At 43.1% G+C, this 21,718-nt stretch carries 19 protein-coding genes, 4 tRNA genes and 2 pseudogenes; 11 read left to right on the forward strand and 14 right to left on the reverse strand.

What is annotated here, in order from left to right:
* Nucleotides 1-39: 39 nt before the first annotated feature.
* Both WH214_RS11060 and rnr read right to left on the reverse strand, forming a co-directional pair.
* Nucleotides 40-921 carry a VanW family protein gene (locus WH214_RS11060; protein WP_339993362.1) on the reverse strand — a complete coding sequence of 294 codons (882 nt, stop codon included), beginning with the start codon at nt 919-921 and terminating at the stop codon, nt 40-42.
* A gap of 56 nt (nt 922-977) precedes the next feature.
* Nucleotides 978-3,416, reverse strand: a complete 2,439-nt coding sequence (gene rnr, locus WH214_RS11065) for a ribonuclease R (RefSeq protein ID WP_339422967.1) — start codon at nt 3,414-3,416, stop codon at nt 978-980.
* A gap of 264 nt (nt 3,417-3,680) precedes the next feature.
* On the opposite strand from rnr, the gene WH214_RS11070 reads away from it, so the two are divergent.
* The 6 genes from WH214_RS11070 to WH214_RS11095 all read left to right on the forward strand — a co-directional run bounded on the left by WH214_RS11070 (nt 3,681) and on the right by WH214_RS11095 (nt 5,792).
* Nucleotides 3,681-3,770, forward strand: a tRNA-Ser gene (locus tag WH214_RS11070).
* Nucleotides 3,771-3,784: 14 nt separating this feature from the next.
* A tRNA-Arg gene (locus WH214_RS11075) sits at nt 3,785-3,861 on the forward strand.
* Nucleotides 3,862-3,909: 48 nt separating this feature from the next.
* A tRNA-Arg gene (locus tag WH214_RS11080) sits at nt 3,910-3,986 on the forward strand.
* Nucleotides 3,987-4,261: 275 nt separating this feature from the next.
* A tRNA-Arg gene (locus WH214_RS11085) sits at nt 4,262-4,338 on the forward strand.
* Nucleotides 4,339-4,607: 269 nt separating this feature from the next.
* Nucleotides 4,608-5,105 carry a YcxB family protein gene (locus tag WH214_RS11090; protein WP_004691260.1) on the forward strand — a complete coding sequence of 166 codons (498 nt, stop codon included), beginning with the start codon at nt 4,608-4,610 and terminating at the stop codon, nt 5,103-5,105.
* A gap of 42 nt (nt 5,106-5,147) precedes the next feature.
* Nucleotides 5,148-5,792, forward strand: coding sequence for a fumarylacetoacetate hydrolase family protein (locus WH214_RS11095; RefSeq protein WP_159152621.1), 645 nt, complete (start codon nt 5,148-5,150; stop codon nt 5,790-5,792).
* 61 nt (nt 5,793-5,853) lie between these two features.
* Here the strand turns inward: WH214_RS11095 and WH214_RS11100 are convergent, their stop codons facing one another.
* Nucleotides 5,854-6,660: an AraC family transcriptional regulator gene (locus tag WH214_RS11100; RefSeq protein WP_339422132.1), complete on the reverse strand. Its 807-nt coding sequence runs from the start codon at nt 6,658-6,660 to the stop codon at nt 5,854-5,856.
* Nucleotides 6,661-6,764: 104 nt separating this feature from the next.
* Here WH214_RS11100 and WH214_RS11105 point away from each other — a divergent pair, with 104 nt between their 5' ends.
* Complete coding sequence (locus tag WH214_RS11105) at nt 6,765-7,700, forward strand: DMT family transporter (RefSeq protein WP_339422133.1); 936 nt, start codon at nt 6,765-6,767, stop codon at nt 7,698-7,700.
* Between the two features lie 91 nt (nt 7,701-7,791).
* Here the strand turns inward: WH214_RS11105 and WH214_RS11110 are convergent, their stop codons facing one another.
* Nucleotides 7,792-9,042, reverse strand: coding sequence for a YihY family inner membrane protein (locus WH214_RS11110; protein ID WP_004691249.1), 1,251 nt, complete (start codon nt 9,040-9,042; stop codon nt 7,792-7,794).
* 115 nt (nt 9,043-9,157) lie between these two features.
* On the opposite strand from WH214_RS11110, the gene wrbA reads away from it, so the two are divergent.
* Nucleotides 9,158-9,751: an NAD(P)H:quinone oxidoreductase gene (gene wrbA / locus WH214_RS11115; RefSeq protein WP_148825453.1), complete on the forward strand. Its 594-nt coding sequence runs from the start codon at nt 9,158-9,160 to the stop codon at nt 9,749-9,751.
* A gap of 41 nt (nt 9,752-9,792) precedes the next feature.
* Here wrbA and WH214_RS11120 read toward each other — a convergent pair whose 3' ends face one another.
* The 6 genes and pseudogenes from WH214_RS11120 to WH214_RS11145 form a co-directional block, all read right to left on the reverse strand.
* Entirely contained in the window at nt 9,793-10,167 is a 375-nt protein-coding gene (locus WH214_RS11120; protein WP_339422134.1) for a hypothetical protein, read from the reverse strand.
* 213 nt (nt 10,168-10,380) lie between these two features.
* A pseudogene (locus tag WH214_RS11125) lies at nt 10,381-10,878 on the reverse strand (GGDEF domain-containing protein).
* A gap of 75 nt (nt 10,879-10,953) precedes the next feature.
* Nucleotides 10,954-11,427: a GAF domain-containing protein gene (locus WH214_RS11130; protein WP_339422135.1), complete on the reverse strand. Its 474-nt coding sequence runs from the start codon at nt 11,425-11,427 to the stop codon at nt 10,954-10,956.
* Between the two features lie 245 nt (nt 11,428-11,672).
* Nucleotides 11,673-12,248 (reverse strand): xanthine phosphoribosyltransferase, encoded by a 576-nt coding sequence (locus WH214_RS11135; RefSeq protein WP_339993366.1) that lies wholly within the window; start codon nt 12,246-12,248, stop codon nt 11,673-11,675.
* Nucleotides 12,249-12,338: 90 nt separating this feature from the next.
* Nucleotides 12,339-13,049: a DUF3108 domain-containing protein gene (locus WH214_RS11140; protein WP_339993367.1), complete on the reverse strand. Its 711-nt coding sequence runs from the start codon at nt 13,047-13,049 to the stop codon at nt 12,339-12,341.
* Nucleotides 13,050-13,204: 155 nt separating this feature from the next.
* Nucleotides 13,205-13,882 carry a hypothetical protein gene (locus tag WH214_RS11145; RefSeq protein ID WP_004691240.1) on the reverse strand — a complete coding sequence of 226 codons (678 nt, stop codon included), beginning with the start codon at nt 13,880-13,882 and terminating at the stop codon, nt 13,205-13,207.
* Between the two features lie 260 nt (nt 13,883-14,142).
* Between WH214_RS11145 and WH214_RS11150 the strand changes: the two are divergent.
* A pseudogene (locus WH214_RS11150) lies at nt 14,143-15,000 on the forward strand (energy transducer TonB).
* A gap of 45 nt (nt 15,001-15,045) precedes the next feature.
* Here WH214_RS11150 and WH214_RS11155 read toward each other — a convergent pair.
* From WH214_RS11155 to miaB, 4 genes are all read right to left on the reverse strand, one after another.
* Nucleotides 15,046-15,456, reverse strand: coding sequence for a hypothetical protein (locus WH214_RS11155; RefSeq protein ID WP_339422137.1), 411 nt, complete (start codon nt 15,454-15,456; stop codon nt 15,046-15,048).
* Nucleotides 15,457-15,557: 101 nt separating this feature from the next.
* Nucleotides 15,558-16,037, reverse strand: a complete 480-nt coding sequence (gene ybeY, locus WH214_RS11160) for an rRNA maturation RNase YbeY (RefSeq protein WP_339422138.1) — start codon at nt 16,035-16,037, stop codon at nt 15,558-15,560.
* Nucleotides 16,038-16,094: 57 nt separating this feature from the next.
* Nucleotides 16,095-17,171: a PhoH family protein gene (locus WH214_RS11165; RefSeq protein WP_062032459.1), complete on the reverse strand. Its 1,077-nt coding sequence runs from the start codon at nt 17,169-17,171 to the stop codon at nt 16,095-16,097.
* Between the two features lie 38 nt (nt 17,172-17,209).
* A complete protein-coding gene (miaB, locus tag WH214_RS11170) occupies nt 17,210-18,667 on the reverse strand; it encodes a tRNA (N6-isopentenyl adenosine(37)-C2)-methylthiotransferase MiaB (RefSeq protein WP_078426188.1) in 1,458 nt (485 codons plus the stop codon).
* A 309-nt stretch (nt 18,668-18,976) separates the two neighbouring features.
* Between miaB and WH214_RS11175 the strand changes: the two genes are divergently transcribed.
* Together WH214_RS11175 and WH214_RS11180 are read left to right on the forward strand one after the other, a co-directional pair.
* Nucleotides 18,977-20,944 (forward strand): lytic transglycosylase domain-containing protein, encoded by a 1,968-nt coding sequence (locus WH214_RS11175; protein ID WP_339422139.1) that lies wholly within the window; start codon nt 18,977-18,979, stop codon nt 20,942-20,944.
* 27 nt (nt 20,945-20,971) lie between these two features.
* Nucleotides 20,972-21,625: a ribonuclease T2 family protein gene (locus WH214_RS11180; RefSeq protein ID WP_339422140.1), complete on the forward strand. Its 654-nt coding sequence runs from the start codon at nt 20,972-20,974 to the stop codon at nt 21,623-21,625.
* The last annotated feature ends 93 nt before the right edge of the window (nt 21,626-21,718 follow it).

Consider the following 21,718-nt stretch of genomic DNA (forward strand, 5'->3'; position numbering starts at 1 on the left):
ATCACTAGATGTAAGGGTGATGCACTGGGAAATCAAGTTTTAATTGGTTTTGATGTTTTGCGCTGCTTGAAATTCAGCCCATGATGGGTAGTGCTGGTCAATGCGTGAGGGCTGATAAAGCACTTTGGCAAAGTTACGGGTCATGCATTCAGTGGCTAAGATTTCACCGCTTTTATATTTTTCTTTGCGGTGTCGCCAAATTTCGTTTTGTCGGTAGTAGTCCGTCCCGATTTTTAGGAAGGCATGCTGTTGTTCAAACACATGGTAGACATAGCCTAAATCGGCGGAGCAACGCAGTTCACCTTCTAGGCATTTCTCACTAAACCACAGCCGAATTTGAAAGCTATGCGGGGTGGGGTTGTAAAATTGATAATCGATATAGTTATAAAAAATTGCAGCCCCACTACAAAATGGAAGAACACGACCATGATCTGGGAACGGGTCAAAGGAATGCTGTGAACGTTGTACCACTTGTAACGGGCTATGCAAGACAAGCCAGTGAATAAGATTGGCAATTTGGCAAATACCGCCACCAATACCACCGCGTGCTTGACCAAAGCTGAGTTCCATTCCCTCGACATAGCCTTTTTGAGTTGTTGGTTGTCCCACCAACTGACAAAAAGAAAACGTTTGTTGTGGATGGATTAAAATCCCGGAAATACACGGACTGGCAATTTTAAGATTGATGACTTTATTGTGTTGCCACTGCTGATCGCTGTCGCCTAATTTACGAATCAGAACGGACTGATGCTTTTTGACGCGAAAAGCCAAAGGGACGTCAGAAAATGAATGGGCATAGTCTTTCCCATCTGTTTTCCACTGCCAATAGCGCATCATACGTCGGCTACGCGTGGCCATGAAATAAAGCAGGGGATGGTATTGGCTGATAGGTTTGCTTAAAAATAAACGCAAAAAGTTCATGTTGGCCCTATGAAAAAAGGTGCTAGAACATTAAGCCCTAGCACCTTTTACATCATTTACTCAGTTTTCGCTTTTGCATTTGATTTTTTCTTTTTAGGTTTCGACTTTTTCTTCACTTTATCTTTAGCCTTTGTTTCAGACTTTGATGAAGATTTTTTACTAGGCTTTTTGCTGTAGGAGCTAGGTTGGGATTTATCTTTTTTGCGTCGTATGGGCTGGTCTCCGTTGTTACTGGGAGAGGCGTTTGTCGACTCGCTAAAGACTTCTTCTTTACTTTCGCTTCGTGTTGTTTTGGCTTTGCCAACACGGGGCGCTCGACTACGTATGGGCCGACCACCATGTGAGAGTTGCTGCAATAATTCAAAATCAATTTTGCGGTCTTCTAAATTCACTGCTGCAACTTTGATTTTCACTTCATCGCCCAAGCTAAAGCTTTGACCGCGTGCCTGCCCAATCAAGCTCTGACTTGGTTGGTCATAGACAAAGTAGTCATCGCCCAGTTGGCTGACATGGATCATGCCGTCAACATATAAGTCTTTGAGTGTGACAAATAGGCCAAATTCTGCCACGGCAGAAATGGTGCCGACAAACTCTTCACCCAAATGCTGCTGCATATAATGACATTTCAACCATGTGGTGACAGAGCGAGATGCTTCATCTGCGCGACGTTCAGTCGCCGAGAAATGTTGACCAGCATCATCCAAAGCGGCCCCTGAAAGAGGTGCAGGTTTATGTTTTAACTTGGCTTTAATGGCACGGTGTAACAACAAGTCTGGGTAGCGACGAATTGGGGAAGTGAAGTGCGTATATGCTTCATATGCCAAACCAAAGTGACCTGCGTTATTGGCGCCGTAGTAGGCTTGCATCATTGAACGTAACAGTACGGCATGGATACTTGGAGCATCAATACGGTCTTTGGTTGCATCAATCACGGCTTGGTAGTCTTTCTGAGTCGGCTGCTCTGGGAACGGTAGACCTAGCAGTTTGACAAAGTCGCGTACTTTTTGAATACGTGAAAACTCAGGTGGCTCATGAATACGGTATAACATTGGCACATCATGTTGTAGCGCATATTCAGCCGCTGCCACGTTTGCCAACAACATACATTCTTCAATCAGTTTGTGCGCATCATTACGCGTACGCGGTAAAATTTCCTTAATGCCGCCCAGCTCATCAAAGGTCATGTAAGTTTCAACCGTTTCAAATTCCATGGCATGACGTTCTGCACGTAAACCTTTGAGGACTTGATAGAGTTGGAACAGGGTATTCAAGGATTTGCGCACATCACGATCTTCTGGAATGGCACTGCTGTCGCCTTCAAAGTATTGGGCAACATTGGTATAGGTTAAACGTGCTTTTGAGTGCATCACAGATGGGTAGAACTCAAACTTGGTGACCCGACCTGCACGTGACAGGTTTAAATCACAGACCATACATAGACGGTCCACATGCGGATTGAGTGAACATAAGCCATTCGAGAGGGCTTCAGGCAACATCGGTAAAACAAAGTGCGGGAAATACACAGATGTACCACGTTCTTGAGCTTCATCATCCAGTGGTTTGCCAGAACGGACATAGTGACTCACATCCGCAATGGCCACCACCACACGGTAACCGCCGCCTGGACGTTTTTCCGCATAGACTGCATCATCAAAGTCGCGTGCATCTTCACCATCAATAGTGACTAAGGCTAAATCACGTAGGTCAATACGACCTTCACGGTCCTGTGCTGAAGGCTCTTTAAAGCTTTCTGCTTCTTTAATCACTTCTTCTGGGAATTCATACGGCAAACCAAACTCTAAAATGGTTTGTGGAATAATAATTTCAGTGTCGGCCTTGTCTGCCATCGATTGCACAATATGACCTGTTGCCAACTCATCTTTGGTTGGATAGTCATCAATTGCGACACGAACCGAATCGCCCACTTTGACTTGTGCATGTTCGATTAACTCTTTTTCTAAAGTAATCGGTTGGTGCGCATTGGGATTTGCTGGTTGAATAAAGTATTCACCGTCATGTATCGATACTTTACCAATGATTTGCTTCACACGGTGTTGCACCACTTCGGTAATAAAGCCCCAAGCTTTACCTTTGCGGTCCACTGAGGTTTGACGCACTTTAACACGGTCACCATTAAACACTTGGCGCAGTTCGCGTTCAGGTAAAAGTAAGTCTTCATGACCTGCAATATTCGCCGTGCCAAAGCCTTTATTATTGATGTAAACCGTTGCTTCATGTTCAGGTTGCTCTTCGGCAATTTGAAACTTGAAGCCATCTTTCATCAGTTGACCATCACGAACCATCGCAATTAAGCGATGGCTGAGTGCTTCAATGCTTTTTTGATCTGCAATTTCAAAAATTTCGACCAAGTCCGCATGCGATAAAGCCGTCTTTTTTTCTTCGATGGTTTCTAAAATGAGCGTGCGGCTCGGAATAGGGTTGTCATAACGTTCAGCTTCAGCTTTTGCTTCAGGATCGACCCAATTTTTCATAATGTCTTTGGCTGTATGTCAGTAGATAGGATTAGCATAAGTCATGCGAAGACAGACTGCACGCAAATGATTGCAATATTGTGTTTTATGTCGGCAATTTAGAATATCTGCTGTTTTATTCAACATGCAGATATAGAGAAAAGAAGAAATTCGGATGAATCCGCCCTAAATTGTTTAAAAAGTATTTAATTGAACAGAAATATGCAAAAAATTGAGTGTCTGTGCTTGCAGTGCTAGCATGAAGTTTGTATTATGGCCGCACGTTACGGTGAGATGGGTGAGTGGCTGAAACCACATCCCTGCTAAGGATGCGTACGGGTAACTGTACCGAGGGTTCGAATCCCTCTCTCACCGCCAACTTTACTTATGTCGCGCTCATAGCTCAGCTGGATAGAGCACTTGGCTACGAACTAAGGGGTCGGGAGTTCGAATCTCTCTGAGCGCACCAATAAGTAAACTGTATGTAACGTATCGCCTGAATTGGCACACAAGTAATGCGCTCATAGCTCAGCTGGATAGAGCACTTGGCTACGAACTAAGGGGTCGGGAGTTCGAATCTCTCTGAGCGCACCAACTTGAACAATCAACCGCACATGTTGCGGTTTTTTTGTGTCTGTAAAAAATGAAGTACTTCGATTTAGAAAGTGATTCCTCAAGAAAAATCCGATATAAATAAAGCGCTATTCTTGCGTGATTCCCCAGCTATTTTCGTATGGAATGATCAATCTGTTGGTTTATGCAGCGTTTTATATACACTATGCTTAATAACTGGGCAGTTGATCGGCTTTTATGAAAATAAGACTTAACAAAAAATAAGATTCACGTATAATTCACCCCATCAAGACGTCGCGCTCATAGCTCAGCTGGATAGAGCACTTGGCTACGAACTAAGGGGTCGGGAGTTCGAATCTCTCTGAGCGCACCAACTTGATCAATATTGAAAAAACCGCACATGTTGCGGTTTTTTTGTGCCTGAACTTTCTGTTCTGTAGAAATCCATAGCATGGATAGATTTTTTGCCGTAGTTATTCAGTTGTTTGTTGCATCTCAGTTTTATCATGCGGTTCTGATATCTGTATGGCCTCGGCTTGAGTGGATCGCCGCTAATCAACATCGATCTGCTAAAGTCCTAAAAAAATGACCGATTGTGTTGTAGTATTGAGCACAATATTTTTAGCTATTTGATGTGACCCTATGTCAGAGAACAAGCCTGCATTATCGACACGTTATTTCCTTACTTTAGAAGAATCCCAAGATGGTTTTGCCTTAGCGACCTTTGGTAAAAAGCAAATGACGCGTTTTATCACGCCATTGATTAGTGTCGGGATTATTGTGTGGGGCTTTATGCTCGGCTTTTCAGGCGTCGGTCGTTACTATGTGGCATTGGGTATATTTTTCTTGGTTTTACAAATTCTCATGCGCTATTGGTTCCTGCCGATGATGTTTAAGCGCCAATTTGTGAAATATCAGTTTGGTAAAAGTGAGCAAGGCATCGATTTATACCAAGATTATGCGGAAATTTATGCCAATGGCCGCAAGCAAGTGGTCCATTATAATGAAGTGCAAAAGTTTGCCAGTGGCAAGCTGACCTATATGCTTGAGCTGAAAAACCGTACTGTGGTGATTGTGCCTAAGCGTGCGTTGGCCGATAGTGCGGATCAAGCAAAATTTGAAAATACTTTTAAAAAATAAGCATTTTGCGCCATAACACCATCAAAAAATCAGAGGAAGATCATGAGTACACGTCCATCTAAAATTGTCTGTGTCGGTCGTAGTTATGCAGACCATGCCAAAGAATTAGGCAATGCGATTCCTGATCGTCCCGTTTTATTTATCAAACCACCGAGCAGTTTGCTCAGTTTAGATGCGGGCATCTCTTGGAATCCTGCATGGGGCAGCTGCCATTATGAATGTGAACTGGTTTTACGCATTGACCATCGCCTAAGCAAAGCAGCCGATCCAGCTCAAGCCCTTCAAGCGGTAGGAGCTGTGACTTTAGGTTTGGACTTAACCTTACGTGACTTACAAGATGACTTGAAAACCAAAGGCCAGCCTTGGGAACGTGCCAAAGCCTTTGATGGTTCGTGTGTACTGGCAGACTGGGTTGCTGTTTCCGATGTGGTACAGGACTGGGATGATGTGCATTACAGTTTTCATGTCAATGATGAGCTGCGCCAAGCGGGCAACACCGCACACTTAATTTTTGACATAGGCACCTTGTTGGCCGACATTAGCCAAGTCTTCACTTTGGAAGCGGGTGATGTAGTCATGACAGGTACACCTGCTGGGGTCGCTGCATTACAGGCGGGTGAGCAGTTGAAAATGACTCTAAAAGGCAAAAACCAAGACTATTCTTGGAATACCTTTGTTAAAGCTTAATTTACAGACTTTCAAACCCCATCATTCAAAAAGATCACTTCGGTGATCTTTTTTTTTAGCTTTATTGGTGGCTATGGTACAGTTTACGGAACTGATCGGGGGTATATACCATCCAGCGTTTAAACATATTAATAAAGGCCGATGCATTGGCATAGCCCAAATCCAGCGCGATACTTTCGACCTTTTTTCCCTCTGTCAGCATGCTCATGGCTTTCATGACTTTTAAGCGCTGTCGCCATTCATTCAAGGACATGCCAAGTTCTTTTTGACTATAACGTGCCAGTGTGCGTTCAGTCATATTGTGCTGTACTGCCAGTTGTTGCAAAGAACTTTTGTCCGCAGGATGTAGATGTAAAAAATCTAAAATGCTTTTTAGGGTCGGGTGTTCAGAGTGCGGTAAATAGCTACTGACCAATTCTGCATGGTGTAATTGGTCAAGCAAGACATAGAGTAAGCGCATGTGTTCAGGTGCATCATCTGGCAGGCTGTGTTGTCTCAAATGCTTAAATAGTGCCGAGACCAAAGGTGAGCTGAGCATAATACCGGCTTGTTGAGGCAGATGAGTGCATAAGCTTTCATGGATATACAAGGTGCCATGTGAAACATCGGTACGATTTAAGCTGCTATGGGCCACATTGGGTGGAAGCCAAATGCCATAAGGTGGCGGGGTAAGATAGTCAATCTGGTTGATATTCACCTCCATCACACCATTAAAGGCATATACAAATTCGCCCCATGCATGTCCATGCACAGGATAAACCGACTGCGCGGGGTCTTCGCGAAAGCTGATCCATAATAATTTATCAATATGATCATTGGTCGGTAATTGTTTGAGTGGTACGCTCTTTTTTTGTTGTCGTTGGGGCATGGCTGAAATTGCCTGAATAAGAAGATCTCTTGTCTGTTTTAAATTATATGTTTTATTTCAGACAAATCTATAGTGAGCTTTGATCTTTTTCAGTGGAGCAGGTCGTGAGTAGTCGTCAAGCGCTGGACAGTAAAGCTTCAGGGATTATGTTTGGGCTGTGTATTTTGTGGGGATTGCAACAAGTGGTGTTAAAGCTTGCTGCCCCCGATATTTCTGCAGTAATGCAAATTGCACTTCGCTCAGGTTTATCTGCATTGATGGTTTACCCCATGATCAAGTTGGCAAAGGGCACATCTTTATGGGGGCGAGACTACTTACCCGCAGGAATTTTAGTTGGGCTTTTATTTGCAGCAGAATTTTTTCTGGTCGCTCAAGCTTTACGCTTTACCTCAGCGGCGCATACCGTGGTTTTGCTGTATACCGCGCCTATTTTTGTAGCATTGGGTTTGCACTGGAAGTTGCCTTCTGAACGTTTATCGCTCATTCAGTGGTTGGGCATTGCATGTGCATTTTTCGGGATTGTGATTGCATTTTTATTTCGTCCTGCAGCTTCACAAGCGGCTGCAAGTTCTGCACTTTGGGGCGATGCTTTAGCACTCTTAGCAGGGGTGTTGTGGGCCGCCACGACCATTGCAGTTCGGCTGACTAAACTAGCAGAAGCACCAGCGACCCAAACTTTGTTTTATCAGCTCTTTATCGCTTTCTTGGTGTTATTGCCTGTGGCTTTCTTCATGGGACAAGCGACGATTCACTGGTCTGTATTATCTCTTACAAGTTTGCTTTTCCATACCGTTGTCGTGTCATTTGCCAGTTATCTGATTTGGTTTTGGCTGTTGAAAAAATACTTGGCATCGCAGTTGGGAGTCTTTTCTTTTTTGACCCCAATCTTTGGGATGTGTTTTGGTGTGGTGTTACTCAATGAGCAGCTGGAACTCAACTTTTTGGTAGGTACATGCTTTGTATTGATGGGTGTAATGGTGGTGAGTTTGCATCACAAAATTAAGCAGTATGTACAAGCATTTAAAATGGCTTTGCAGTAAATACTGGGTAGGCTTGAATCTGTCTTAAGCTCAGACTGATTTGAGTGGGATGATAAAAAACGTGTCTTGGACACGTTTTTTATATGAAGTCTTAAGATTTATCATCAAAAATTGTAGACAGCGGAATAGCGAGTTTGGCCGCCAAGTAATCATCCGATTCTACTAATGCTGGGCCAATTTTTTGCATCCACACATCATCAGGATGGACATTACCCAAATCTTTACGCTTTGGTAAAGGGTAAGGAAGTTTGCTGTAAAAACTCCAAAAATCGACTTGAGATAAATTACGTACCAGCACATATTGGTTATCATCGGTACGTTTGACTAAGTTTTGCTGTTCAAGCATAAACACGTAACTCGGCCAACGCCCCAATTCATCCCGCCCTAATACATCTAAAGCTTCATCATCAGAAACACTGAGTCCTTGCTGTTGCTTTTTATAAAACAGTTCCAGCAAATCCAGCAGCATAATCACAGGATGCCGTTTTTGCTCTTTATGGGAGGTAAATGCGGTCAGTGCATAACTAATTTCGACCCCAATCAAGACGATATTCCAAGACAGAAAAATCCATAATAGGAAAATGGGAATCGCAGCAAATGCACCATAGATAATTTCATAACTGGTGAAATTCGACATAACGAAACCGAACAAATTTTTCAGGAGTTCAAACACGACGGCACTAAATAAACCTGCAATCAAAGCTGATTTAATCGGGACACTGCGGTTTGGAATGGTCCAATTCAGAATAAAAAAGCCAACAACGGTTAAGCAGAATGAAATCAGCCACAGGACAAATGCGCCATCAAGCTCATAGCCTGCAAAATTATTGCTCAGAACATTGAGGGAAGCCATCGTCGACGAAATAACAAAGGCACTACCGAGTAGAATGGGGCCTAAAGAAATAATGGTCCAATAGCGCATAAAGCCAATAATGCCACCGCGAGTCTCACGAACGCGCCAAATTCGATTAAAGACCGTTTCAATACTGGTCAGCATCATGACGGTGGTGACGAATAAAAATAAGATCCCAATAATGGTTAAATTACTGGATTTATCGGTAAACGCATTTAAAGCCTTATCAAAAGCAATCGTAGTTTTCGGTAAAAAATTACTATAGATCAGTTGTTGTAATTGCTGCCGTGCAGGTTCAAGCGCTTTAATTGAGGAAATGATCACCAAAAAAACGGTCAGCATCGGAACGACGGCAAACAGGGTGGTATAGGTCAGTGAGCCCGCTTGTTCACGACATCGATCGGCCTCAAAACGGCGCAGTACAAATAAAACGAACTGAAACCAAGTTTTCTCATAGAAAGGAAGTTTTCTTAAGTACTGTTCTAACATAGGCAAAGTATCTCTTTTGTTTTCTTCATCTTTTCTACATTTTTCACCCTAAGCTTAACCAAAAAATAGGAAAAATACCGTATAGTTTTATTTTTTCTGTCACCGAACTCTATTCATGCAAACTTATGTTTTAGTTTTATATTACAGCAAATACGGCAGTACCCGTGAAATGGCGCATCTGATTGCAAATGGAATTGAAGCCAGTGGCGTTGCAGTTAAAATTCGAACGGTGCCAAATATTGCGGCTGTGGTGAAGGAAGCAGAGCCAAGTATTCCTGCAGAAGGTGATATTTATTGTAGTTTAGAGGATTTGGCAAACTGTGCAGGTTTGGCACTAGGTTCACCAACTCGCTTTGGTAACATGGCCTCTGAAATGAAATATTTCCTCGACCAGACCACCAGTCTTTGGCTCAATGGAGCTTTGCATGGCAAGCCTGCTTGTGTGTTCACCTCGTCAGGGTCTATGCATGGCGGCCAAGAAAGTACTTTGTTGACCATGCTGCCACCGTTGTTTCATCATGGCATGATGATTTTAGGGTTGAACAATGCTATTCCCGCATTGTCACATACTAAAACAGGGGGAACACCGTATGGCGCCAGCCATGTCAGCGGGCCTCGACATGATCAGCACTTAAGCCAAGATGAAAAAGTGCTATGCGAAGCTCAAGGTAAGCGTCTTGGGGAAGTGGTGAAGAAACTACAAGCTTAGGCATTGAGACATGAAAAAGCCCATCATTGATGGGCTTTTTATTATTGAGCTGGCGTCAGATGCTGTTCTTTAAATTTTGTCCCACATTTGAGACATTTATAGTCAAGGAAGACATTTTTATCGACAATCACACCCGCTTTTTTACCAAAACGATGTCCTAAAAATCCGCCTGTTACACCAATACTGATTGCACCGACAAAAGTGCCAATGGTACCACCCATAATCACTCCAAGAGGTCCAGCCGCTGCACCTATCGCTGCGCCAATAGAGGCCCCAGATGCTGCACCACCGACGGTACCAGCTGTTGCACCTGCCGAACTGAGCAATACGCCCCCAATTTTAGTCAGCTGTTGCTCGTGATTGCGTTTTTCAACATCACTAGAGCCACATTTTGGGCAGAGAATTGTATTTTCCATAGTCTATTTGGCCTATTCGGGTGACCAGTGATTGAAGCTGGCAGCCGTTTTACGGTGTGGATGACACGTTGCGCAGAACAACCGTGTTTTGCGCTTTAATTTAAAAGATCTAAACAACTGAATCTAGAGTAAATCTTAGTTGAATTTGCGGCAATAATATTTATTAAACTTGTAATTTTATGAAGTACTTGATGCTATGTTTTTAAAAACGGTTTAGCTGGCAAAGTGAATTCGGTTTCTTCCTGCTTGCTTGGCGCAGTACAAGGCTTTATCTGCACATTTAAAGACATCCTCTGCATCAGCATCATGTTTGCCGACTTCAGCAACGCCTATACTGACCGTAAAACGCAGCACTTCTTGTTTATAATGCACTTCCATGGCTTCAATCGTTGAACAGATTAAAGACCCGCATGGCTTCATCACCTAGGCAGGCAGCTAAAATAATCGAAAATTCCTCACCGCCAATACGGGCTAAAAAATTTCCCTCACGTAGGATACCTTTTATTTTTTTGTCATCTTTTTCAAGACATGGTCACCTGCGGTATGTCCATAACAGTCATTCAGCTGTTTAAAGTGATCAATATCTAAGATACCTATCGTAAATGGCACGCGAGCATGGCTGAAATGCTGCATGGTTTGATTGCTTTCTTGCACAAATTCACGGCGGTTAAAGGATCCCGTAAGCTCATCTGTAGAGGTTAAGACAGCCATTTCTTGCACTTGTAAATGCAATTTAATGTTTAAAGCTAACCATGTGGTGGGACTTTGTAAAAGAATCGCTTGTTTTTAGGTGCAGTGATGGTTACGTTGATCTGCCACATTTAAGGTGCCAATATACACGCCATTGTGAATCATGGGCGCATCCATACAGGTTCCCATGCCATGCTCGGAAAGCATTTTACAATCCAGTTCATCTGACTGTGCAAGGTCATCACAAATGATCAGCTTTGCATATGTAAAAACGCGTCCGACAAAAGTCTGCCCAATCGGAATTTTAAAATCCATTGGAATCGCATGATTGCCTGAAATCGAATACAGCTTGAGATATTCTTCAGTATCTTGCAGGGTAATACTGGCCCGATCCGCATTAAACACGTGAGAAACCCAGTACGCAATGGTGTTTAAAACAGCTTGCAAGGAGTCTGCTTTACTTAAGTCGTGCATGAAGTCTACGGCGAGTTGAATGGAGTGTACGCCATCAAATCCAAATAATTGGCTTGGGGTAAATGATCGTTCAGTTAATTGTTTCTTGTTTATCATTCAATACGGTATCTCTATAAAATAGTATCCAGTTTAGTTTTTATTGGTTTTTCTCTTAGAAAGTGGACATTACCTTTTAGATTTGATCATGCTATAGAAATCGCGTTTCTCCAACTTCAGTGTGTAATTAAATTAAGAATAACCTACAGCGCAAATGTGGCATTTACATGTGAATGACCCGCGGGTAATCTGAGTGACAAAAAAAGAGCACTTGAGGTGCTCTTTTTTCAGGTTGAATGCCGTGATTAGTCACGAACAAATTCAACAGTCCCATTTGCCAATGACTTTACGCGTGCTAAATATTCAACGCGGTAGCCTTTTTCAAGCAGAATATCACGACCAGGTTGGAATGATTTTTCAATCACAATACCCACACCTACAACTTCTGCTTTCGCTTGGTGAATTAAGTCAATCAGACCCAATGCCGCTTGACCATTGGCCAAGAAGTCATCAATCACGAGGGCTTTGTCTGCTGAGCTGATGTGCTTATTTGAAATCGCAATCGTGCTTTCCGTTTGTTTGGTAAACGAAAAGACTTTTGAGCGGTAAAGGTCATCTTTTAAGGTTAAAGATTGGTATTTACGCGCAAAAATAACGGGCACGCCCAGTTCTAAACCTGCCATGATTGCAGGTGCGATACCTGATGCTTCAATCGTGATGATTTTAGTGATGCCTGCATCTTTAAAACGAGCAGCAAATTCTTTACCGATTAATTGCATCATAACCGGATCAATTTGGTGGTTTAAGAAAGCATCAACTTTCAGAACTTCATCAGATAGAACGATACCTTCGCTTAAGATTTTCTGTTCTAGTGCGTACACGGGAGAATCCTCTAGGGGCAGGTGCTTTTTCAAGCAAAAGCGTATTTTAGGAAGCACCTGAAAAAATGCAAGTAAAATTCGTCAAAATGACTAATTGCTTGCACCTTTATAACCCGTTAATAGCAATACATAGGATGTTTTCTTATCCACATGGCTGACTTTGACTGGAAGATAGTCCAATTTAGGTGCTAACCAGAAAATGGTTTCGCGGCCAGGTTTGTCATGTTTCATGACCACTTTAATGGTATCAAAGGTGCCATAATCGGTTTTGATTGACTCAGAACCTTGCTTTACAAATTTACGTGCTTCCACTTCTTTGGCATCGGCCAAATAATAAGTCGATTTTAAGCCGCCATTTTTGATGTCTTCCCGAAGCTGTAATTCAGCATTCAGTTCATCCAGTACACCTGCTTTCCAAGCGAAAGAACGCGCTTCTTTGTCTTTCTTGGTATTGATGGTTTTTGCGGCTGGATTGAAGTTAATACTCATGGTGTTGTTATGCACCAAAATTTTACTACTACGACTAAAACTGCTGGACTTAATTTGCTTACCATTGAAACTAAAGCGACTGCTTTCGGTTGCAGAGGCGATACCACCAGCTTTGGCTGCAAAGACATAGTTCCAGTTGTTGCCCGATTTCGATAACGTACGTGTCGCTGAGCCCATATTTTTGCCATTATAGTTAAATTGATAACTGGCTTGGAATGGACTCATGGCAAAGGTTTGACTGGAGAAACCGACAAAGAGCAAGGTGCTGACACCTGTTGCCATTGCGACTGTTTTCAACATTGATTTAGCCATAAGAAAAAGTTTCCTATTCAGTTGTAGGCACAAATTTTTTGCATAGAAATATTATGCACGTTGATTATGAAGAAAAAATTCGAAACATAGGGCAAACTGTAGTTTTATGTTTCTTTTACCCACCTTAAGTCACATTTTAGTCGCAGCATCCCGAGTTATTTTTGTCGAATTGGCGAGACCGTGCTTTCGTCTAGATTGGGTTCAATCAAGTCATCGATAGAGGTTTGCGAAAACTTATTGAACAATGCCGTTAAGTTGACATTACCGATTACTACCAATTCTGCTTCACGCAACACGGCATGATTGACATGGACTTTACCTAAGGTATCAATAATTGAACGATTTTTTCCTAACCAGCGATTCAGATCCAAATGCAGCAGATCATCTTTGACTTTAATCACATTCAGTTTTTCTAAAATCATGCCTAAGGGGTCTTGGTTCAGGACTTTTTGATAAAAGAATAGGGCACAGCGCACGCCAATTTTATGAAATACCGTTGGGTATTCAGCATCCAGCACACTGGTGTCACTGATTTGCTCAAATACGATCAACTGCGTTTTTTTATTTAACTCCATTTGTGCCAGTTTCAAATCTACCGAAAGCGTGAGTTTGAGTCCGTTATAATCGAGCGTGGCGTATAAACGTAACCAATCATCATGTAAGTCGGCATGCAGGTCTTTCAACATTCTCACGTTGTCGGTCACAAAACGTTGAAAAGTGGCATTTAAAAAGACTTGAGACATTGGAAACTCGCGCTCATCCTCAATAAATCCTTCCGCCTTTTGATAAACTTGGCGTAAACGATTTGAAATGTTGGAAATAAGCGTTTGCATAAGAGGCGTCCTAGCTAATCAACGTGTTTGAGCGATCAGGTCTCTGGTCGAAATGTTTGAAAAATACTGCTCATGAACCTTGCAGTTTAGCAAAATTAATTGCACCATTTTCATGATTTTATGAAACAGTGAATCTAAAGGGCACAAGGTCTCATTCTACGCAATAAAATGAAGACTGTGTCTATTTTATACTGCGCGTATGCGCTTTGGGGAACAAGACAAATTGTCGGTTTGGTGTGATGCTTAGAAAAATAAATGTAATGCCTTTGGCTCATGATTGGTGGAAAGACCCAATTTTTACAGCGACCGTCGTGCTGGCGGTATTTTTGCATCTCGTGATTTTGACTTTGCAATTTGCGATGCCTCAAGAAAATGATGCGGCAGTGAAAGAAATTGCCGTTACCTTGCGTCCTTCTGATAAAAAAATTGAAAACGCAGATTTTTTAGCGCAAGCCGATCAACAGGGTTCAGGGACCTTTCGTGAGTCACATCGCATGTCGAGTGACATGCCCGCACCGATGCTTGAGCAAAGTACAGGCGAACAGCAGCGTGAAACTTTAGAACAGATCCAACAAAAACGTGAGCTGAATTTTGAAGAAAAACTGTTAATGACGACTTTAAGTTGGCAAAAACAAGCTGAGGATAACCAGCGCAAAAAAGCCATGGAAGAAATGAACAGCCAGTTTCAGGCCAAAGCAGCAATGGTGGCCAGCCTTGAAGCGCAATATTTACAACGCCAACAAAACTTTAGCCGTCAGCAAAAAATTAAAACACTCGATGGGATTCAAGCTAAGCAAGATATTTCGGCAGCCTATCTTGAAAAGTTCCGTCAGAAAGTGTAATTTTATGGCAACCGTTACTATCCGGAAGCAGCTAAACAACAACGACTGGCGGGTGAAGTACGTTTAATGGTGATTCTAAATGCATCAGGAGGTATCCGCGCCATTCGCCTAATTGATAGTTCAGGCCATGAGATGCTTGATGAGGCTGCAAAAGCGTCGGTGCGTAAAGCCGCACCATTCGGTGGATTTGATGCCAAAATGAAGGATATTTCTGAGTTACGCATTGTGCGTACATGGCGTTTTGACCCAGCAGAGGCAGAGTTTGAAGTGCACTGAGTTGTGCACTTTTAAGTGTACTTTGATGATTTTGCTTACTTCAGTTTAGTGGGTTGCACGGACATAGGTACCGTCTTGACGTCCACCGATCCAAGTTACAGTTAAATGAGACTCTTCCACATCTAGGCGGCCAGGAAAAATTTCTAAATGCTTGCTATATTTCGGCAGAGCCTTTAAACCAATGCAGTTGCCGTTTTTCCACCATGTCCCTTCGGCATATTGATCTAAAGAGCCGACAGCTAAGTACCATTTAAATTTACCGTTGGGCTCTAGTAAAAGCTCAGAACCGACCTCCATAACACCCTGCAAATAATAATGCCCAGCCCAAGCCTGAGCTGAGTCTAGAAATTTCACTTCTTGGCAGGATGTTTGATTTTCATCATTGCTATTGGCATAAAGTGGTGTGGTGCAGGAGAGGGCGATAATGCAGAGTAGTTTTGAAATCGATGTATGCATTTTTATAATCTCTTCATCTATTTTTTCATCTTGCATTATTTTTAGCATAAATAAACCCGACACATCGAGATGAATCGGGTGAGTTGCTTCAAATCTAATAATTACTGTTCTAAATAAGGGTTTTCAAAACCGAGTTTAGACAAAATTTCAATTTCGATGCCTTCCATTTCTTCAGCATCAGCTTCTGACGTTTCATGGTCATAGCCCATGAGGTGCAAAGTGCCATGTACCAACATATGAGTGAAATGCGTCAGTGGCGCTTTGTTTTGTTCTTTCGCTTCCAACAGCACCACAGGAATGCAAATGACTAAATCGCCAATAGGAAATGAGTCAAGAATTTGTGCCATTTCATCTGGCAAGTCGCTCGGGAAAGACAACACATTGGTTGATTTATCTTTGCCGCGATATTCCAAATTCAATTTATGACTTTCATCATGGTCGACACAAGCAATGCCAATTTCACAGTTACTCTGCGTGCCAATATGACGTAAAACAGTTTCTACAACTTTTTTGATATAGCCACGTTTCAAGACCAACTCAGGTGCTTGAAAGTCCTGTTGTAGAGAAAGACTCAGTTTCAAAATAGATCCTTAAATAATCATATCTGCGGGCATTTTAAAATGCCCGCAGACTTTAACTTAATGCTGAGCATCGGCAGCGGCATCATTTTCAGCCACTAAGGCTTCTTGACGCGCTTTGCGTTCAGCACGCGCTTCAGCAGTTAAGCGATGTTGTTCTGCATCCCATCCCTCATAAGCTTCAACAATTTTTTGCACCAATTGGTGACGTACTACATCACGAGAGTGGAAGCGGGTAATGTGAATTTCTTTGATTTTGTCGATGATTCGTAAAGCATGGGCCAGACCGGATTGCTGACCACGCGGTAAGTCGACCTGTGTGATATCGCCTGTAATCACCGCACGCGAACCAAAGCCTAAACGTGTGAGAAACATTTTCATTTGTTCAGGCGTGGTGTTTTGCGCTTCGTCTAAAATCACGAAAGAGTGGTTTAACGTTCGACCACGCATATACGCCAGTGGTGCGACTTCAATCACCTGACGTTCAATCAGTTTGGCTACTTTTTCAAAACCAAGCATTTCATACAAGGCGTCGTAGAGTGGGCGTAAATAGGGATCAATTTTCTGGCTTAAATCACCGGGTAGAAAGCCGAGTTTTTCACCCGCTTCAACGGCAGGACGAACCAATAAAATCCGTTGAATTTCATTACGCTCTAGCATGTCGACTGCGGCCGCAACTGCGAGATAGGTTTTACCTGTACCCGCGGGTCCAATACCAAAAGAAATATCACTTTGTAGAATACGCTGCACATAACGCTTTTGGTTGGCACCACGTGGATTGATACGACCTTTACGGGTTTGGAGCCATACTTCATCTAAACCAGTGTGCTCTTGCCCGTCGAGGTCTTCTTGTAATTCACGGTCAGTCTGACTGCCTTGAATCATGAGGTGTAAGGTGTCGGCACTGATTTGTACCGTATTTTCTGCTTCTTCATGCAGGCGATGGAGCAGACCTTCGGCTCTCTCAACTGCATCCATTTCACCATCGACATAAAATGCATCACCTCGATGGGAAATAGTGACATCTAAACGCTGTTCGATTTGTTTCAAATGACCGTTATAAGCACCGAGCATGCTCTTTAAACGTTCTATTGAAACCCCAGGAAAAGTTACTGTACGTCGAATCGCTGCAGTCAAGAGAATTCCTTTAAGTAGTCAGAATCTATTCCCTTACATTACGCCACGTCAGGCTCAAGATTCAAGAGTTCACCATAAACAAAATTCAAAGTTTTAATCTCTGTCACTTCGATTTCAGCGAAACGTCCGACCCATGCTGCATCACCAATAAAACTCACATAACGAGTGTTATCCGCCGTGCCAATCAGTAGGTTTGGATCTTTGTCTGAAACTTTCTCGACCAAAACGCGTTGAATGGTGCCGAGCATGGCATCGGTCTTGTCAATACTCGATCGTTTGATCCATTTTTGAACTTTACTGAGACGCTCTTTTTTCACGTCTTCTGAGGTGGTGTCTTCAAGATCAGACGCAGGTGTACCCGGACGTTTTGAATAGACAAAACTGTAGGAATGGTCGAAGTCCATATCTTTGATGAATTGATAGGTTTCTTCAAAGTGCGCATCGGTTTCACCCGGGAAACCAATGATGAAGTCACTGGATAAATGCATATCTGGACGGACTTTGCGTAATTTGGCAATTTTGTCGATATACACATCAATGGTGTGGTTACGCTTCATGGCTTGCAATACATCGTTTGAGCCGCTTTGCACGGGCAAATGTAGATGCGACACCATTTGCGGTAGGTCACGGTAACATTCAATCAAGTCATCATTAAACTCAAGTGGATGTGAGGTGGTGTAGCGTAAACGCCCAATCCCCGGAATTTCTGCAACCAGACGTAATAAGTCTGCAAAAGTACAGATATTGCCTTCGAATGTTTCACCACGGTAACCATTGACGTTTTGACCCAATAAAGAAATCTCACGGACGCCTTTTTCGGCTAAGGTCGCAATTTCAGCTAAAACATCATCCAGTGGGCGAGAAACTTCTTCACCACGGGTATAGGGCACTACACAGAATGAACAATATTTTGAACAACCTTCCATAATTGAAACAAAAGCCTTGTAACCTTCCACACGCGGTTCAGGTAAAAAGTCGAATTTTTCAATGTCAGGGAAAGAAATATCCACCAATTTGATTTTTTCTTTCTTAGGTTTTTCGATTTGATCAAAGTGCTGATCAAGCATTTGTGGCAAACGGTGCAAGGTTTGCGGGCCAAAAATCATGTCGACATAGTTGGCACGTTTTTGAATGTTGTCACCTTCTTGAGAGGCCACACAACCACCGACACCAATGATCAGGTCTGGATTTTTGTCTTTCAGCTTGCGCCAGCGACCCAATTCAGAAAACACTTTTTCTTGGGCTTTTTCACGAATCGAGCAGGTATTCATGAGTAGAATATCAGCTTCTTTCGGATCTTGGGTCAGCACATAACCGTGCGAGTCGCCAAGTAAGTCTGCCATACGGTGACTGTCATACTCATTCATCTGACACCCTTGCGTTTCGATATACAGTTTTTTAACTGATCCATCGATGGCTGGGGTGTGCTGTGGCTGGGTAACAGTGTTTTCTGAGGCAGCTTGGGCACCATTTGGAATGAAGGTTTGAACCGTCATGTAGGCTCCTAAGGGGGATAAATCTAGGTTTTTGTGTCTGATCAGTATCTGTGGCGGCGAAAGCAGAGCTTGGCTGGCGACAAAAAAGGGTGATCAAACACCATATGAAATCTACGAAAGGCGCATATTTTAGCAGGAAATCTGAATAAACTTATAGCTTTAAATCTGAAGCTAAAAAGATTGATTTGTGAAGTGAAAATGCAGGAAAATTAATATTGTCTAATCATAAGGTTACATAAGAGAACAATAGAGTCTGTTATGAGTTATTAAACTAATGAAAATGATGAGACGAGACTAGGCAATCCAAAGATGACTGAAGGCAAACCCATGTTAAAACGATTACAGAATAAATATTATCAAGTGTTTGCGTTGGGTGTGGCTGCCTTGGGTCTATCGGCAGCGACACATGCCGCAGATGAACAGTTTAATGATGCCTTGCGTGCAGCAAATGCAGGCAATGTCGGTTTATTACAACAATATCAAAGCAGTATGCAGGGTGATGTGCTGGGCTATTATCCTGAATATTGGGTGCTTAACAGTAATTTGGCATTGCAACCTGCGGCGAATATTGTTGGATTTGCACAGCGCTATCCGCAATCTGCCATGGCTGAGAAGTTAGCAGCAGATTACATCGAAGAAAAAGTCAAAATGGCCGACTTTGCTTCTGCGCAGCCGGTATTGGCCTATGTGTCTAATGCAGATCGCGCAGAAAGCTGTGCCATGGCGCAAGTCCGTGCCAAGTCAGGCGACTCTTTGGTTTTTGCCGAATATAAAGATGTTTGGCTCACGACCAATTCACAACCTGAATCTTGTACAGGGCTGGGGCGCATGATGTTGTCTAGTCCACTGATGACGGAACAAGACAAACAACAACGTTTATGGGCGCAGCTACGCGCAGGGCAGTCAGGTCAAGCGATTGCAACCGCACAAACGATTGGCATGAATCTGTCTTTGGCGCAGCTGAATAGTATTCAAGCCGATCCACTGAACTATCTATGGTCCGCACCGAAAGCATCGGCGGCAGATCAAGCGTATTTAATTTATGCCATTGGGCGTTTAGCCGACAGTGATCTAAATACTGCGCTGGCGTCGGTAAAACGTGCTGCAGAGGGTACACCTGAGTCGGTACAAAAAGCGTTGTACCGCGCCGTGGGATATATCGGTGGCACAACCGTTATGAAAAATAATTTTAATGTGGAAGTGTTGCAAGCCTTCGATCGGAGCTACGGTTTAGCACTGAGTGAAGAAGAAGCTGAAATTTATGCACGCCAAGCCATTCGTTTTGGCGCATGGGAGAGTGTCATTCGTGCCATTGATGGCATGAGTGTGACGCAGAAACAAGAAGACCGCTGGCAATATTGGTTAGCCCGTGCTTCAGAACAACGTGGTGATGCAAAGTCAAAAACACTGGCACGCGAGATCTTCAAAAAATTGTCAGTAGGTGACGATTATCATAACTTATTGGCAAAAGATCGTATTGGTCAGCGTTATCAAACAATTCCAGCCAATACCCAACCGAGCAATGCGGATGCGCAGCGTTTGAGTCAAGATATTCACTTTAGCCGCGCTTTTGCACTGCGCAACGTCAATGCGCCAGACAATTATGTCAACCGTGAATGGAATTGGGCTGTTCGACAAGCTTATTTAAAACAAGATGATGGCTTAATTTTGGCTGCTGCCAAACGTGCCACAGAAATGGGATGGTATGACCGCGCGATCTATGCAGCCGATCGAACCGTCAAGCAGCATAACTACAGTTATCGTTATGCCATGCCGCATCAAAGCTATGTGGTCAGCCATAGTCGCAATGCAGGCATAGATCCTGCATGGGCGTATGGGTTAATGCGCCAAGAAAGCCGATTTGTTACCCATGCACGTTCGCATGTGGGGGCCGGTGGTTTGATGCAAATCATGCCGGATACAGCAAAACTGGTCGCTAGACAAATGGGTGAAACCTATAATCCTGCTGCACTGAGTGATATGAATACCAATGTACGTTATGGCACATTTTACTTGTCCATGATTCAAAGCCAATTAAGTAACAGTCCTGTACTTGCCACCGCAGGTTATAACGCAGGGCCAAATCGTGCGCGCCGTTGGCAGCCTGATAATCAGCCGATTGCGGCGGACCAATACACAGAAAGTATTCCTCTGACTGAAACTCGTGATTACGTCAAGCATGTCATGAGTAATGCGACCCATTATGGTGTGCTGCTTGGACAGGGCCCACAGTCAATCACCCAGCGCATGCAAAATATTCCTTTTAGAAGTCAATAATAAAGGCCTAGGCATTTTATGGTTTTGATGTCATCCCAATCAGTCTTAACGCAAAAGCTTCTGCTATTGATCAGCAGCGGTATTGCTATGGGATTTTTTGCGACATCAGCCCATGCAACACCGACTGTGTTTGGTTATGTGATGGAAGTTCAAATGACACCCGCCGTGTGTTTGTTCGATAACCAAGGCTCAAAGAAACGGAAATGTTTGGAAGGCTATTCGCTCAATATAACAGGATTGTATCCTGAAACCACGACACGAGAGTGTCAGACCAAGTCTTCAGCCGTCCTGTCACCACTTCAGGCCAAAGTGGTGGCGAGAGTCATGCCCGATGAACATGCGCGTCGCCAGTTGTGGGCAGAAATTGGGGGGTGTGTGCCGATGAGTGCCAGTCAATATTTTCGTAACGTGATTAATTATGCAGAACGTTTAAAAATTCCCGCAGATTTGACTTCGTCTGAAAATAAAACCGCGCAACTGCATAGCTTACGTGGACAGTTCCAACGTTTGAATCCTGGACTACCTGCAAGCGGGCTGCGTTTTAGCTGCCGTACTCACCGTCAAACCAATATTTTGACCGAAGTCAAGGTCTGTTATAAACCCAATGGTCAGTACAAAGGTTGTGCAGAGAATATACAAGAAAACTGCCCAAATTCTTTTGCGGTCAAGGGTTCTTACTAATCTCTTTCCTTAAATTAATTTATATTTCCTATCATACTTTTGTTGGAATTCATTCTCTTTTACATGCATCTGCCAAAGTATTGGAGTACAATC

Origin of the sequence: Acinetobacter sp. MYb191 (assembly GCF_037572605.1) — a bacterium.
Lineage (GTDB): Bacteria > Pseudomonadota > Gammaproteobacteria > Pseudomonadales > Moraxellaceae > Acinetobacter > Acinetobacter johnsonii.